Annotated in this window: 11 protein-coding genes; 3 read left to right on the top strand and 8 right to left on the bottom strand. The window is 66.0% G+C overall.

Going from position 1 to position 12,657, the window contains the following annotated elements:
* The 6 genes from BW39_RS18665 to BW39_RS18690 form a co-directional block, all read right to left on the bottom strand.
* A partial coding sequence (locus BW39_RS18665; RefSeq protein WP_043823645.1) for a type VI secretion system Vgr family protein occupies positions 1 to 2,066 on the bottom strand: 2,066 nt, incomplete at its 3' end.
* 235 nt (positions 2,067 to 2,301) lie between these two features.
* A complete protein-coding gene (locus tag BW39_RS18670) occupies positions 2,302 to 3,015 on the bottom strand; it encodes an ABC transporter ATP-binding protein (protein WP_013801790.1) in 714 nt (237 codons plus the stop codon).
* Positions 3,015 to 3,809, bottom strand: a complete 795-nt coding sequence (locus BW39_RS18675; RefSeq protein ID WP_043823614.1) for an ABC transporter ATP-binding protein — start codon at positions 3,807 to 3,809, stop codon at positions 3,015 to 3,017. The genes BW39_RS18670 and BW39_RS18675 overlap by 1 nt, the downstream gene beginning before the upstream one ends.
* On the bottom strand, positions 3,806 to 4,768 hold the full coding sequence (locus BW39_RS18680) for a branched-chain amino acid ABC transporter permease (protein WP_012206285.1): 963 nt from the start codon (positions 4,766 to 4,768) through the stop codon (positions 3,806 to 3,808). Before BW39_RS18680 ends, BW39_RS18675 begins: the two co-directional genes overlap by 4 nt.
* Positions 4,769 to 4,770: 2 nt before the next feature.
* Positions 4,771 to 5,691 carry a branched-chain amino acid ABC transporter permease gene (locus tag BW39_RS18685; RefSeq protein WP_043823616.1) on the bottom strand — a complete coding sequence of 307 codons (921 nt, stop codon included), beginning with the start codon at positions 5,689 to 5,691 and terminating at the stop codon, positions 4,771 to 4,773.
* 186 nt (positions 5,692 to 5,877) lie between these two features.
* Positions 5,878 to 7,053, bottom strand: coding sequence for an ABC transporter substrate-binding protein (locus BW39_RS18690; protein WP_043823646.1), 1,176 nt, complete (start codon positions 7,051 to 7,053; stop codon positions 5,878 to 5,880).
* Positions 7,054 to 7,250: 197 nt separating this feature from the next.
* Here BW39_RS18690 and BW39_RS18695 point away from each other — a divergent pair, with 197 nt between their 5' ends.
* Both BW39_RS18695 and BW39_RS18700 read left to right on the top strand, forming a co-directional pair.
* On the top strand, positions 7,251 to 8,156 hold the full coding sequence (locus BW39_RS18695; RefSeq protein ID WP_043823618.1) for an alpha/beta hydrolase: 906 nt from the start codon (positions 7,251 to 7,253) through the stop codon (positions 8,154 to 8,156).
* Positions 8,153 to 8,641 (top strand): MarR family winged helix-turn-helix transcriptional regulator, encoded by a 489-nt coding sequence (locus tag BW39_RS18700; protein WP_034395585.1) that lies wholly within the window; start codon positions 8,153 to 8,155, stop codon positions 8,639 to 8,641. The genes BW39_RS18695 and BW39_RS18700 overlap by 4 nt, the downstream gene beginning before the upstream one ends.
* Before the next feature lie 22 nt (positions 8,642 to 8,663).
* Here BW39_RS18700 and BW39_RS18705 read toward each other — a convergent pair whose 3' ends face one another.
* On the bottom strand, positions 8,664 to 10,289 hold the full coding sequence (locus BW39_RS18705; RefSeq protein ID WP_043823619.1) for a sensor domain-containing diguanylate cyclase: 1,626 nt from the start codon (positions 10,287 to 10,289) through the stop codon (positions 8,664 to 8,666).
* Positions 10,290 to 10,764: 475 nt separating this feature from the next.
* Between BW39_RS18705 and BW39_RS18710 the strand changes: the two genes are divergently transcribed.
* Positions 10,765 to 10,980 carry a hypothetical protein gene (locus BW39_RS18710; protein ID WP_043823620.1) on the top strand — a complete coding sequence of 72 codons (216 nt, stop codon included), beginning with the start codon at positions 10,765 to 10,767 and terminating at the stop codon, positions 10,978 to 10,980.
* Between the two features lie 76 nt (positions 10,981 to 11,056).
* Here BW39_RS18710 and dbpA read toward each other — a convergent pair whose 3' ends face one another.
* Positions 11,057 to 12,457, bottom strand: coding sequence for an ATP-dependent RNA helicase DbpA (dbpA, locus tag BW39_RS18715; RefSeq protein WP_043823621.1), 1,401 nt, complete (start codon positions 12,455 to 12,457; stop codon positions 11,057 to 11,059).
* Positions 12,458 to 12,657 lie beyond the last annotated feature (200 nt).

Below are 12,657 nucleotides of genomic sequence, written 5' to 3' on the forward strand. Positions count from 1 at the left end.
GTCAGCGAGTACTGCGAGCCCACTTCCGTGCTTTGCTTGCTGCCGACCTTGACCTGGCGCTCCTGCCCCACGGTGAGGTTCTGGCTCATGCCGACCGTGGTCTGCATGGCCACACCGATGTTCTCCATGTAGTTGACGCCGATGTTCATCATCTTCATCACACCCACGTTCTGCATGTAGGCCATGCCTATGGTCTGGGTCTTGAGCAGGCCCACCGTGACGTGCCAGTTCTGGCCTATCTTGTCGGTCTCGGTCTTGCCGATGGTCTTGCTGCGGTTCTTGCCGATGGAGATGTTCTCGTCGATGCCAACGTCTTCATTGCGGTTGTCGCCGATGCTGACCTTCTCGTTGTGGTCCACCCGCTCCGTGCGGTTGTTGTGCACGGTGATGGTCTCGTCGCGGTCCACGGTCTCGGTGCGGTCGCGGTGGATGACGCTGGTCTCGTCCCGGTCGATGGTCTTGCGCCGGTCGTTGCCCACCCATTTGTCCTCATCGTTCTCGACTTCGGTGAGCTGGTCCTTCTGGGCATGCAGCCACAGCTGTTCTTGCCCGGCCTTGTCCTCGAAGCGGATGGCGTTGGCGTCGCCCGGGCCGTTCTTCATGCCCGCGCCTGCGGCACCGCCCTTGCTGGATCTGGTCTTGATGCCCGATTGCGTGGCGTTGGCCGGCAGCGCCCAGGGCGGCATGTTGGCCGCGTTGTAGACGCAGCCCGTGACCAGCGGGTAGTCCGGGTCGCCGTTGAGGAAGTCGACGACGACTTCATGCCCTATGCGCGGAATGGAGATGGCCCCGAACCCCGGGCCTGCCCAGTTCGTGGCCACGCGGATCCAGCAGCTGGAGTTTTCGTTCATGCCGCCCAGCCGGTCCCAGTGGAACTGCACCTTGATGCGGCCATATTCGTCGGTCCAGATTTCTTCTCCGGCCGGGCCCACGACGACGGCGGTCTGCGGGCCCGTGGTGCGGGGCTTGGGCGTGGTGCGCGCGGGCGTGTAGGCAAGACTCGTGGGCTGGGCCTGCAACTCGTAGCGCTGGAAGGAGCCGTCCTCCGCGGCGCTGCCCTTGGCGCCCGGGGCCACGGCACTGACGCGGGGATTCTCCTTCAAGTGGTAGCTCAGGCCCGTGATCAGGTACTGCTGGTTCTGGTCGCCGCGCGGGTAGTTGTAGAGGCTGAAGGTGTAGCCCGTGGCCAGCGCCCGGTGGCAGGACTGGCCCCGCACCCGGCTTTGGCCGGTGAGGCTTTCCTTCAGGCGCACGCGGATGTAGTCCTCGCCGTCGCTCAGCTGGGTGTAGCCACCCGGCCATTCGTAGATTTCGTGGCCGTCATGGGCGTGGCCCGGCGGGTCGCGCCGCAGGTGGGTGAGGTCGGCCCGGGGTTTCTTGAAGTCGTAGTCGTCGCTGTAATGGCGGCCCGGTTTGATTTCCTGCTCCAGATGCCAGGCGTGGATGTTTTCCTGATCGCCTGCAGCGGCCTTTTCAGGGGGATAAAAGGGAATGGAGGCGCCCCCGGGCAATACGCTGTGCGAGGCAATGATGTCGTCGCACAGCACCAGGGTGTGCTGGCCCGAGGCATGCTCGAAGAAGTAGTAAATGCCTTCGTGCTCCATCAATCGCGAGACAAAGTCGCAATCGCTTTCGTTGTATTGAACGCAGTAGTCCCAGCTGCGATACGCACGCGTGAGTTTCTTTTGCAGGGGATGGCCATAGACGCCCAATACCTGCTCGATGATGTCGGGCACGGTCTGGTTCTGGAAGATGCGAAAGTCGCTCTTGCGCGTGGCCAGCCACAGCCAGGGGCTCAGGCGGGCCTTGTAGGCGTAGTGGCGGTGGTCCTGGCCCTGCATGCCGAAGCGGGTGACGATGCCGTCGATGAAGCGCCTGCCGCCGCCCTGGGTTTCTATTTCTATGGTGGCGTTTTTGCCCAATAGGGCCTTGGGATCGATGCTTTCGCTTTCGCTGAGCATTTCCACATCGAGGCTGAAGAGCTGGCTGATGTTTTCCTGGCCGCGCAATTCACGGAAATGCAGCTGCTCGCCCAATGGCGTGTGTATGGTGACTCGGCGTGTCATAGTGCGCACCGCCCTGGGGGCGGCCTCCCTGCTCTTGGTGAGCGGGGATCATAGACAAGCCGATGGCCATAGGGCAATCAAATGCAGGGCCAGATACATCCTGTAAATGTAAGCAATTGCCTATCTTGGATACAGGCATGTATTTGAATGGCATGCCACCCATTGATCTTCAATGCCATTCAACCCTCCATCGCGCCTTGAATTTCGCCTTGAACCGCGAATGCATTGCGCGTGCTCACACTCCCAAATACCGTTCCCACAGCGCTCTGTCCCCATCCAGCGCGGCCGAGTCTCCGCTCCACACGACCTTGCCGCGCTCCAGAATGAGGTGGCGGTCGGCCAGGCCCAGCAGGCGCTCCACGTATTTGTCGATAACCAGGATGGTCTGGCCGGCAGCACGCAGCTGGGCCAGGCAGGACCAGATCTCTTCGCGAATGCGGGGGGCCAGGCCCTCGGTAGCTTCGTCCAGGATAAGCAGGCGCGGGTTGGTGACCAGGGCGCGGCCTATGGCCAGCATTTGCTGCTCGCCGCCTGACAGCTGGTTGCCCATGTTGGAGGCGCGCTCGCCCAGGCGGGGAAACAGCGCGAACACGCGCTCGGGCGTCCAGGGCTCTGCCGCACCGGGGCTGCCCGAATTGCGATGGGCCACAAAGGCCGTCAGGTGCTCGCGCACCGTGAGATTGGGAAAGCACTGGCGGCCTTCGGGCACGATGGCCACGCCGGCGCGGGCGATGCGGTCGGTGGCCCAGCCGGCGATGTCCTGCCCGGCAAACACCATGCGGCCGGCGCGTAGGGGCAGCTGGCCCAGCAGCGTGCGAAGCAGCGTGGTCTTGCCCATTCCGTTGCGGCCCAGCAGGGTGACGACCTGGCCTGCCTCGATGCGGAGGTCCACGCCGAACAGCACCTGGCTGGGTCCGTAGCCGCTTTGCACGGCCTGCATTTCGAGCATCACGCGCCCTCCTTCACTTCTTCGTCGCCCAGGTAGGCCTGGCGCACATCGGCGTTGCCACGTATCTCGTCGGGCGTGCCGGTGGCGATGATGCGCCCGTAGACCAGCACGGAGATGCGGTCGGCCAGGCGGAACACGGCCTGCATGTCGTGCTCCACCAGCAGCATGGCGGCACGGCCGCGCAGGGACTCGATCAGCTCGGTCAGGCGCAGTGTTTCATCAGGGCCCATGCCGGCCATGGGCTCGTCCAGCAGCAGCACGCCGGGGCGCGCAGCCAGGGCCAGCGCGAACTCCAGCTTGCGCTGCTCGCCATGGGGCAGCGTGCCTGCGGGGCGTTGCAGCAGGCTGGCGTCAATGGCGCATTCGCGCGCCAGCTCGCGGGCCTGCTCGTAGAGCGCGGTCTCGGCCGCGCGCGGGCGCCAGAAGCTGAAGCTGCTGCCCGCATGCGCCTGCACGGCCAGCACCAGGTTGTCCAGCACGCTGGACTGCTTGAAGATGTTGGTGATCTGGAAAGACCGCGACAGCCCCGCCGCCACGCGCTGGTGGGCGTTGAGCGCGCTCACATCGCGCCCCGCCAGCACCAGCGTGCCCGCATCGGCCGCCAGCGTGCCGGACAGCAGATGGATGAGCGTGGACTTGCCCGCGCCATTGGGGCCGATCAGCGCATGGATTTCGCCAGGCGCCAGCGACAGCGAGACATGGTCAGTGGCCAGCAGCGCGCCAAAGCGGCGCACCAGGCCCTTGGCTTCCAGGGCCGGAGTGGGAATGGAGGTAGGGTTGGCTGCGCCGCTCATGCCTGCCTCCCGCGTGCGGGCCACAGGCCCATCAGGCCGCGCGGCGCACCGAACACCACGCACAGCAGCAGCAGGCCCAGCGGCAGGTGCCAGTACTCGGTCCACATGCGAAGCACTTCCTCCAGCGTCAGCATGACGACGGCGCCCGCCACGCCGCCCCAGCGCAGGCCCACGCCCCCCACCAGCACCATGATCAGCAGGTTGGCCGACTGGGTCCAGTGCATGAGGCTGGGGGAGATGAACAGGTTGTGGTTGGCCAGCAGCGCGCCCGCCAGCCCGGCCACGGCGCCGCTGAGCACAAAGGCTGCCAGCTTGATGCGGTAGACCGGGTAGCCCAGCGACTCCATGCGCGACTCGTTCTCGCGCACGCCCTGCAGCGCCTTGCCGAAGCGCGAATCCACCAGCCGCCCGAACACGGCCATCAGCACCGCGAACAGCGCCAGCACCACGTAATAGAAGGACACATCGTGGCCCAGGTCCAGCCCGGGCAGCACGGAATGGCCGGGCAGGTTCAGCCCGTCCTCGCCGCCGTACTGGCGCAGGGAGATGAAGATGTAGAACAGCATCTGCGCAAAGGCCAGCGTGATCATGATGAAGTACACGCCGCGCGTGCGCAGCGACACGGCGCCCGTGGCGGCGGCCAGCAGCCCGGCCAGCAGCGCGGCGGCCGGCCAGGCGACCAGGGCCGAGGTCACGCCGTTCATCGCCAGGATGCCCACCGCATAGGCCCCCGCACCGAAGAAGGCCGCATGCCCCAGCGCCACCATGCCGCCATAGCCCAGGATGAGGTTCAGGCTGGTGGCGGCCAGCGCGTAGATCAGCACCCGGCGCACGAAGGAGATGTAGAAGTCCAGCCCCAGCGCCGGAGCCACCAGCGGGAACACCGCCAGCGCCAGCAGCGCGAGCACGGTCCAGAAGAACCGGGCCTGGAACCTGCCTTGCAATGTGCTGTGTTCCATGCTCAGCCTCGCGCGGGGAAAAGGCCGGAAGGACGGTACACCAGCACCACCGCCATCAGCACATAGATGGAAATCGCCGCCAGCGTGGGCCCCACGCTGGATGCCACGGCAGGGGAGAACACCTGGCGCAGCAGCATGGGCAGAAAGGCCCGCCCGGCCGTGTCCACCATGCCCACCAGCAAGGCGCCAACCAGGGCGCCGCGTATGGAGCCTATGCCGCCGATGACGATGCACACCAGCACCAGGATGAGGATCTCTTCCCCCATGCCGACCTGCACCGAAGTGATGGGCCCCAGCAGCGCCCCCGCCACCGCCGCCAGCATGGCGCCCAGCGTGAACACGCCCAGGAACAGCAGCGGCACGCGCACGCCCATCAGCGTGGCCATCTGGCGGTTGGAGGCGCCTGCCCGCACCAGCACGCCGGCGCGCGTGCGCGTCACGAACCAGTACAGGCCCAGCGCGGCGGCCAGGCCGAAGACGATGATCATCAGCCGGTAGGCCGGGTACATGAGATCGGGCAGCAACTGCACCGGGCCGGACAGCGCGGCCGGCATGTTGAGCATCACCGGCGCCGGGCCCCAGACCATCTTGACCAGGTCATTGGCGATGAGGATGACGGCATAGCTGCCCAGCACCTGGGCCAGATGGTCGCGCATGGCAAGGCGCCGTATCAGCACCAGCTCCAGCACCACACCCGCCACGCCCGTGGCCACGGCAGCCACCAGCACGGCCGCGGTGAACGAGCCCGTGCGCTGCATGGTCTCGGCCGCCACATAGGCGCCCGCCATGTACAGCGAGCCATGGGCCAGGTTCATGATGTCCATGATGCCGAACACCAGGGTCAGCCCGGCCGCGATCAGAAACAGCATCAGCCCGAACTGCAGGCCATTCAGCAATTGCTCCAAGAGCAGCGTCCACGTCATCCACACGCCCCCTGCCGCAGGCGCAGTGGCCCGCGCGCGGTCAACAAATCATGAGAAATCCAGGTGCCGGGCATTGCCCGCAGCGTCGGCTACCGCCCCTGCCCAGGCCAGGGACACCGAGCAAGAGCCGCCTCGCAGCGAGGGTGTCGTCCCCCTGGGGGGAAGGCGCGAAGCGACTCAGGGGGCCTACATCCTGCAGTCGTTGACGTAGACGTCCTGGTACTTGTCGAACACCTTGCCCACCAGCTTGTTGGTGATGCGGCCGCTGCCGTCCTTCTCGATCACGCGCTGGTAATAGGCCTGGATGGGATAGTGGTTCTTGCCGTACGTGAAGGGGCCGCGCACCGAGGCGTAGTCGGCCTTCTCCAGCGCCTTGACAATGGCCTGGCGGTCCGAGGCCTTGCCGCCGGCCTGCTTGACCGCCGCATCCATGGCCATGATCACGTCATACGCCTGGGCCGCGTAGACCGAGGGGTTGCGGCCCTTGTACTCCTTGCGGAAGGCCTCGACGAAGGCCTTGTTCTGCGGCACGTCCAGGTCATGCGCCCACTGCGCGGTGTTGACCATGCCCAGCATGGGCTCGCCCACGGCCTGGATCACGTCCTCGTCGGCCGAGAAGCCCGGGCCGATCAGCTTGACGCTTTGCGACAGCCCCGTGGACACGAACTGCTTGACGAAGTTGATGCCCATGCCGCCCGGCAGGAAGATGTAGACCGCATCAGGCTTGGCCGCGCGGATCTGGGCCAGCTCGGCCGCGTAGTCGATCTGGCCCAGCTTGGTGTAGACCTCCTCGCCGGGCGCGGTCTTGTAGCCGCGCTTGAAGCCGACCAGCGCATCCTTGCCCGCCGGATAGTCGGGCGCCATGATGAACATCTTCTTGAAGCCACGGTCGGCGGCCAGCTTGCCGGCTGCCTCGTGGAAGGCATCGTTCTGGTAGGAGGTGCCGAACCAGAACGCATTGCACTGCGCGCCCGCGAACTGGCTGGGGCCGGGGTTGTTGGACAGGTAGGGCACCTTGGCGCCGAACAGCGCCGGGCCCACGGCCAGGGCCACGTTGGAGCCGATGGGGCCGGTGAAGAAATCCACCTTGTCGCGCTGTATGTAGCGCGTGACCAGCTGGCGCGCCTGGTCGGGGTTGCCGCCCATGTCGGTCTGCAGGAACTCGGCCGGCTGGCCGCCCAGCTTGCTGCCCAGCTGCTTGATGGCGAGGTTGAAGCCATCACGCGCCTCGGCGCCCAGCGCGGCAAACGGCCCGGAAATATCGTTGGCGATACCGACCTTGATGGTGTCCGCCTGCGCGAGCGCGGGAACAAAGGCAGGGGCCAGGGCCGCTGCGGCCAGGAAGGGGGTGAGGAAACGCATGCTGCTGTGCTCCTTGCGCGGGCCGCGCGGATGGCAATCGGTGGTGAGGCAGTCTTCCGTCACGCTGGACGGGAAACTCTGTAAGGGCGGGAACGGTTGGCGCAGGTCTTAGTTTAGGTTTAAAGTATTTTGCAGAACAAGTCTGGGACTTGTACCAATACCTGCCATACAAACCATTTCGCGCCATCTCCGTTCCAATGCCCGCACTCTACCGTCACTACGACCGCGCCGGACTCGATGTCCAGTACAACGCCCGCGCGACGGTACCCGACATCACCCCCATCATCAAGGCCTATGCCGACGACAGCCGGGCCGCGCGCCAGAGCCTGCCCTGCGCGCTGAACGTGGCCTATGGCGAGCATGCCGACGAGCTGCTGGACATTTTCCCGGCAGCAACCGGGGCGGCAGGCGCCCCTGTTCTCTTCTTCATCCACGGCGGCTACTGGCGGCTGCTGTCCAAGGACGACTCCAGCAGCATGGCGCCCACCTTCACGCGCGCCGGCGCCGTGGTGGTGGCCCTGAACTACTCGCTGGCGCCCGCCGCCACGCTGGACCGCATCGTGGACCAGACACGCCGCGCCCTGGCCTGGGTGCATGCCCACATCGCCCGCTACGGCGGCGACCCGGGCCGCATCCATGTCTGCGGCAGCTCCGCCGGCGGCCACCTGGCGGGCATGCTGCTGGCCGGTGGCTGGCATGCGGACTACGGCGTGCCCGAGGACGTGGTGCGCGGCGCCGCACCGCTGTCGGGCCTGTTCGACCTGCGCCCGCTGGTGCACACCCACATCAACGAATGGATGCGCCTGAGCGAGCAGGACGCCATTCGCAACAGCCCCGCCCTCCTGCCGCACGGCGCGGCCTGCCCGCTCATCGTCAGCTACGGCGAGAGCGAGACCGATGAATTCAAGCGCCAGAGCGACGACTACCTGGCCGCCTGGAACCAGCGCCGTGGCCCCGGTCCATCGTCAGGCCAGTACGTGGCCATGCCCGGCACCAACCATTTCGACATCGTGCTCACCCTGAACGACCCGGCCAGCCCGCTGACGCGCGCCATCCTCGCGCAGATGGGCTTGAGCGCCCCCACACCGCAGAACCAGCCATGACCCACGCTCCCGACCTGGAGTCGCGCGCCGCGCCCGACGACCACCATGCGCTGCGCCTGTGGCTGCGCATGCTCACCTGCTGCAACCTCATCGAAGGCGAGATCCGCAACCGCCTGCGCAGCGAATTCGACACCACCCTGCCCCGCTTCGACCTCATGGCCCAGCTGCAGCGCGCGCCCGAGGGCATGAAGATGGGCGAGCTGTCGCGCCACATGATGGTGACCAACGGCAACATCACGGGCATCACCGACCAGTTGGAGAAAGAGGGCCTGGTGGTGCGCACCAAGGTGGAGTCCGACCGGCGCAGCTCCGTGCTGCACCTCACCCCACTGGGCCGCAAGACCTTTGCGCGCATGGCCAAGGCGCATGAATCCTGGGTCATGGGCATGTTCGGCGACATGCCGCAGGCCAGCCGCAACGACCTGTACCAGGCGCTGGGCGACCTCAAGCAGCAGGTGGTGGCCCACCGCTCGCCCATGGACTGAGCGCGCGCAGACCCAACCCCGTTCAGCCCTGCACGCAGTTGCGCCCTGCGGCCTTGGCGCGGTACAGCGCACGGTCGGCCGCTTCCACCAGCGCCACGGCGGCACCTTGGGTGGTGCCTTGTGTAGCGCCTTGGGTCGCGCTTTGTGTCGCGCCTTGGGTGACGCCAGCCTCATCGCCCTGCGTCGTTGCCACGCCAATGCTGGCCGTTACATGGCCAAAGCGGCTGATGCGGTGCTCCAGGGCCAGGCCCTCGATGCGCGCGCGCAGCCGCTCGGCCACCTGCTGCGCGCCGGCCTTGTCGGTATTGGGCAGCACCACGGCCAGCTCTTCCCCGCCATAACGCGCTGCCATGTCGCCGGGCCGTTGCACCGCCTGGGCCAGCGCGCTGCACACGGCCTGCAGGCAGGCATCGCCCGCCACATGGCCGTAGGCATCGTTGTAGCCCTTGAAGTAGTCCAGGTCGATCAGCAGCAGCGACAGCGGCGTGCCCTCGCGCGCAGCGCGACGGGCCTCGCGCTCCAGCACCTCGTCAAAGCGGCGGCGGTTGGCCAGGCCCGTCAACTGATCCTGGGCGGCCAGCACTTCCAACCGGCGATTGGCGTCCAGCAATTCCTCGCGCGCGCTGACCAGGGAGCATTCGGCGCGCGAACGCAGCCGCATCGCGGCCGTCAGGCGCCAGCCGATCAACGCAATCGCCAGAAACAGCCCAAGCACCACAGCCAGCGTCAGCAGCGCCTGGCGCCGCCAGGAGCTCAACGCCTCATCGCGGCCCAGGGCCACCGTGGTCACCAGCGGATAGCGCTCGCTGCGCAGGAAGGCGTAGATTCTTTCCGTGCCATCCAGGGCCGAGCGGAACGACGCCGTGCCCGACATCGCCCCCACGTAGTGGCGCAGGAAATTGGGCGACTGCGAGAAGTCCCGCCCCAGGTCCTGCTCGCGGAACGGGTGGCGAACCAGCAACTGCCCGCCCGGCGTGCTCAGCGCAATGGCCCCCTTCTCGCCGATATCGATCTTGCCGAACAGCCGCAGGAAATTCTCCACACCCAGCGCCACCACCACCGCGCCTGCAAACTGGCCCTCGGCGTCCGTATAGCGCCGGCTGATGGTGATCACCCATTCGCCCGTGGAGCGGCTGCGGATTGGCGGCCCGATGTAGATGCCTGACGATGCGTCGTCACGGTGGTGCGTGAAGTAGTCCCGGCCGGAGCTTTCCGATCCTTCGGGGAACGCCCCCTTGGACGACATCAGCCAATAGCCCTGCGCATCCACGATCAGCAGCTCGTTGAGCTGGTTCAGCAGCTGCTCCTGCCGGTTGACCAGATACAGCACCCGCTCCAGGAGCACGGGGCTGGTGCCATCCACCTCCAGCCGCTCGGCAATGCCCAGCAGCAGCATGGAGCTTTGGGTGATCACGCCCTCGGCATAGGTGTTCAGTGTCTGGGCCAGGTTGCGGTTGCTGGTATCGACCTCGGCCAGCGTGCGCTGGCGCGCCGCCACCAATTGCCAGACCGTGGCCGCAGAAACCGACACGAACACCACCGCCAGCAACCAGGCCACCAGGCGGGCATCACGCTTCACGGGCCGGCCTCTGCCCCCGCACCAGGCCTTTGTCCACCAATCCCTCTCCATCACATGCACCTGCGCCATCTCGGCAGTCCTGCTGCCGTCCGATCTTGGGTTTTCTGCATCCGGCTCAGCACCTGGGCAGCGTCTTTGCGCGGGCGTTTCGGACCTTGACCCAAGTCAAGCCGGAAAAACCCGCGAACCCGGTATTGTCCCCGGCTTCGAAAAATCGGCCGGACGGGCTGGGATTGGGGGGGCTGCCGGCCGGGTAGGCAACGTATTTGCGATAACATTTCGCCGTCCCTCAGCGGACACGGGCTTGGCGGCCCGGACACAGGCGCAGCAGCCGCCCCCCTCTTGATGGTGTGCGGCTTTCAGTTTTCCCAGTGCTGCGCTGGACATGGCTTCATTTCAATGCAGCCATGCGAAACATCCATACACAGGAGCCGCCATTGACCGACACCACCCTCCCCCGCACAGCGCATGCTGGCGCGCCAGTTCTCATTCCTGTCTCAAGACACCAGCAGGCCGTGCTGACTCATCGCTGAAAGGGACAGGCATGTACTACCCGATTGCCGAGGAAGAGCTGCAAGTGGTTCATGACTGCATGCAGCAGATATCGCTGCTTGTGGACCTGGGCTGCGGGATTTCTGCCGTGCAAACCACGGTCGGGACTGAAGCGTTGTTGAGCTTCCTGATTGCACAGCGGGAGGCGCTGCAGGGGGCTGTTGAGGCGGTGCAGGCCCGGGAGGTCATGAGGGGGCCTGGGGCTTAGGCAGGGCCGCTTGAAGGACAGAAGCGCGTTCAGCCAAGTGCAGACATTCGCACACCGACTGATGCGCCTGAACCCCTCAATCCTTGAGCAAGCGCGCCTTCACCGTTCGCCCCTTGATCTTCCCGCTATTGAGCCGGGCAACCACGTCATGCGCAATCTTGCGGTCCACGGCGACATAGGTTGCGAACTCGTTGATGTCGATCTTGCCCACTTGTTCGCGGGTGTAGCCCAGGTCTGCGGTGAGCGCGCCCAGCACGTCGCCCGGGCGGATCTTGTCCTTGCGGCTGGCATTGATGTGGATGGTGGCCTTGGATGGCAGGAGCCGGCCGCCGGGAGCCGGTGTCAGTTCGTCCAGCGGGTACCAGACGGAGGGGCTGCCCTGCATCTGTTCGATGTTTCCGACCGCGCCCATTTCGTCCATCGTCGCGAGACTCAGAGCCAAACCTTTCTGGCCGGCGCGGCCTGTGCGGCCGATGCGGTGCACGTGCACTTCAGGGTCGGGCGTGATGTCCACGTTGATGACGGCGCCCAGATTGGTCACATCCAGCCCGCGAGCCGCCACATCGGTGGCGACCAGCACGGAGCAACTGCCGTTCACGAAGCGCACCAGCACCTGGTCACGATCACGCTGCTCCAGATCGCCGTGCAACTCCAGCGCGCTGTAGCCCTGGGCCTGCAGCAGCTCGGCAAGGGCCCGGCAGCGCGCCTTGGTATTGCAGAAGGCCAGCGTGCTCTCGGGCCGGAAGTGCTCCAGCAGGCGAGCCACCGAAGGCAAGCGTTCTTCCTTGTCCACCTCGTACCAGCGCTGCTCGATCTGCTCGCCACTGTGCTGCGCGGCAACTTTGACCGTGACCGGGTCACGCATGAATCGCGCGGCCAGCTTGGCGATGCCTTCAGGGTAGGTGGCGGAGAACAGCAAGGTCTGGCGCTGCGGGGGGCACTGCTTGGCGACTTTGGCGATGTCATCGACGAAACCCATGTCGAGCATGCGATCCGCTTCGTCGAGCACCAAGGTGTTCAGCGAATCAAGGTTCAGATTGCCCCGGTCCAGGTGATCGATCACACGGCCGGGCGTGCCGACGATCACGTGCGCGCCGTTCTCCAGGCTCGCGTTCTGGCCGCGCAGCGGAACGCCGCCGGACAGGGTCACCACCTTGACGTTGTCTTCCGCACGCGCCAGGCGGCGAATCTCGGTCGTCACCTGATCGGCCAGCTCGCGGGTGGGGCAGAGCACCAGGCCTTGCACCGAGAAATTGCGCGTATCCAGCTTGGCCAGCAGCGCCAGGGCAAAGGCTGCGGTCTTGCCGCTGCCGGTCTTCGCCTGAGCGATCACATCCTTGCCTTCAAGCGCAGGGGGCAGACTGGCGAGCTGGATCGCCGTCATTTCAAGGTAGCCAAGCCGCTCAAGATTGGCGAGCGTTGCCGGCGAAAGCGCAAGTTTGTCGAAGGAATGGGGGAAAGCCGAGGGAGGAGTCATGGGGGCATTTTAAAGTTGGCGATTTCAAGACCGAAGCGCACACGCTGGTCACTGAAAAGAACAGGAGGCATGCTGGGCAATTGCCAGCATGTGCGAGAGGACGGCCAGCGGGGGTTGAAGCCATGGATGGCAAAAGACGCGTCAACCGGCGACGGCCCCGGGCGAGACCCATGCGTCTTGGCCCAACGCCGTGTTTCTGC

It is taken from the genome of Delftia sp. RIT313, from assembly GCF_000632165.1.
In the GTDB taxonomy this organism is placed as follows: domain Bacteria; phylum Pseudomonadota; class Gammaproteobacteria; order Burkholderiales; family Burkholderiaceae_C; genus Comamonas; species Comamonas acidovorans.

What these genes read in the sequence shown, in the direction of transcription:
- BW39_RS18670 (WP_013801790.1), bottom strand. Translation starts at nt 3,015, where the DNA reads ATGCTCGAAATGCAGGCCGTGCAAAGCGGCTACGGACCCAGCCAGGTG.
- BW39_RS18675 (WP_043823614.1), bottom strand. Translation starts at nt 3,809, where the DNA reads ATGAGCGGCGCAGCCAACCCTACCTCCATTCCCACTCCGGCCCTGGAA.
- BW39_RS18680 (WP_012206285.1), bottom strand. Translation starts at nt 4,768, where the DNA reads ATGGAACACAGCACATTGCAAGGCAGGTTCCAGGCCCGGTTCTTCTGG.
- BW39_RS18685 (WP_043823616.1), bottom strand. Translation starts at nt 5,691, where the DNA reads ATGACGTGGACGCTGCTCTTGGAGCAATTGCTGAATGGCCTGCAGTTC.
- BW39_RS18690 (WP_043823646.1), bottom strand. Translation starts at nt 7,053, where the DNA reads ATGCGTTTCCTCACCCCCTTCCTGGCCGCAGCGGCCCTGGCCCCTGCC.
- BW39_RS18695 (WP_043823618.1), top strand. Translation starts at nt 7,251, where the DNA reads ATGCCCGCACTCTACCGTCACTACGACCGCGCCGGACTCGATGTCCAG.
- BW39_RS18700 (WP_034395585.1), top strand. Translation starts at nt 8,153, where the DNA reads ATGACCCACGCTCCCGACCTGGAGTCGCGCGCCGCGCCCGACGACCAC.
- BW39_RS18705 (WP_043823619.1), bottom strand. Translation starts at nt 10,289, where the DNA reads ATGGCGCAGGTGCATGTGATGGAGAGGGATTGGTGGACAAAGGCCTGG.
- BW39_RS18710 (WP_043823620.1), top strand. Translation starts at nt 10,765, where the DNA reads ATGTACTACCCGATTGCCGAGGAAGAGCTGCAAGTGGTTCATGACTGC.
- dbpA (WP_043823621.1), bottom strand. Translation starts at nt 12,457, where the DNA reads ATGACTCCTCCCTCGGCTTTCCCCCATTCCTTCGACAAACTTGCGCTT.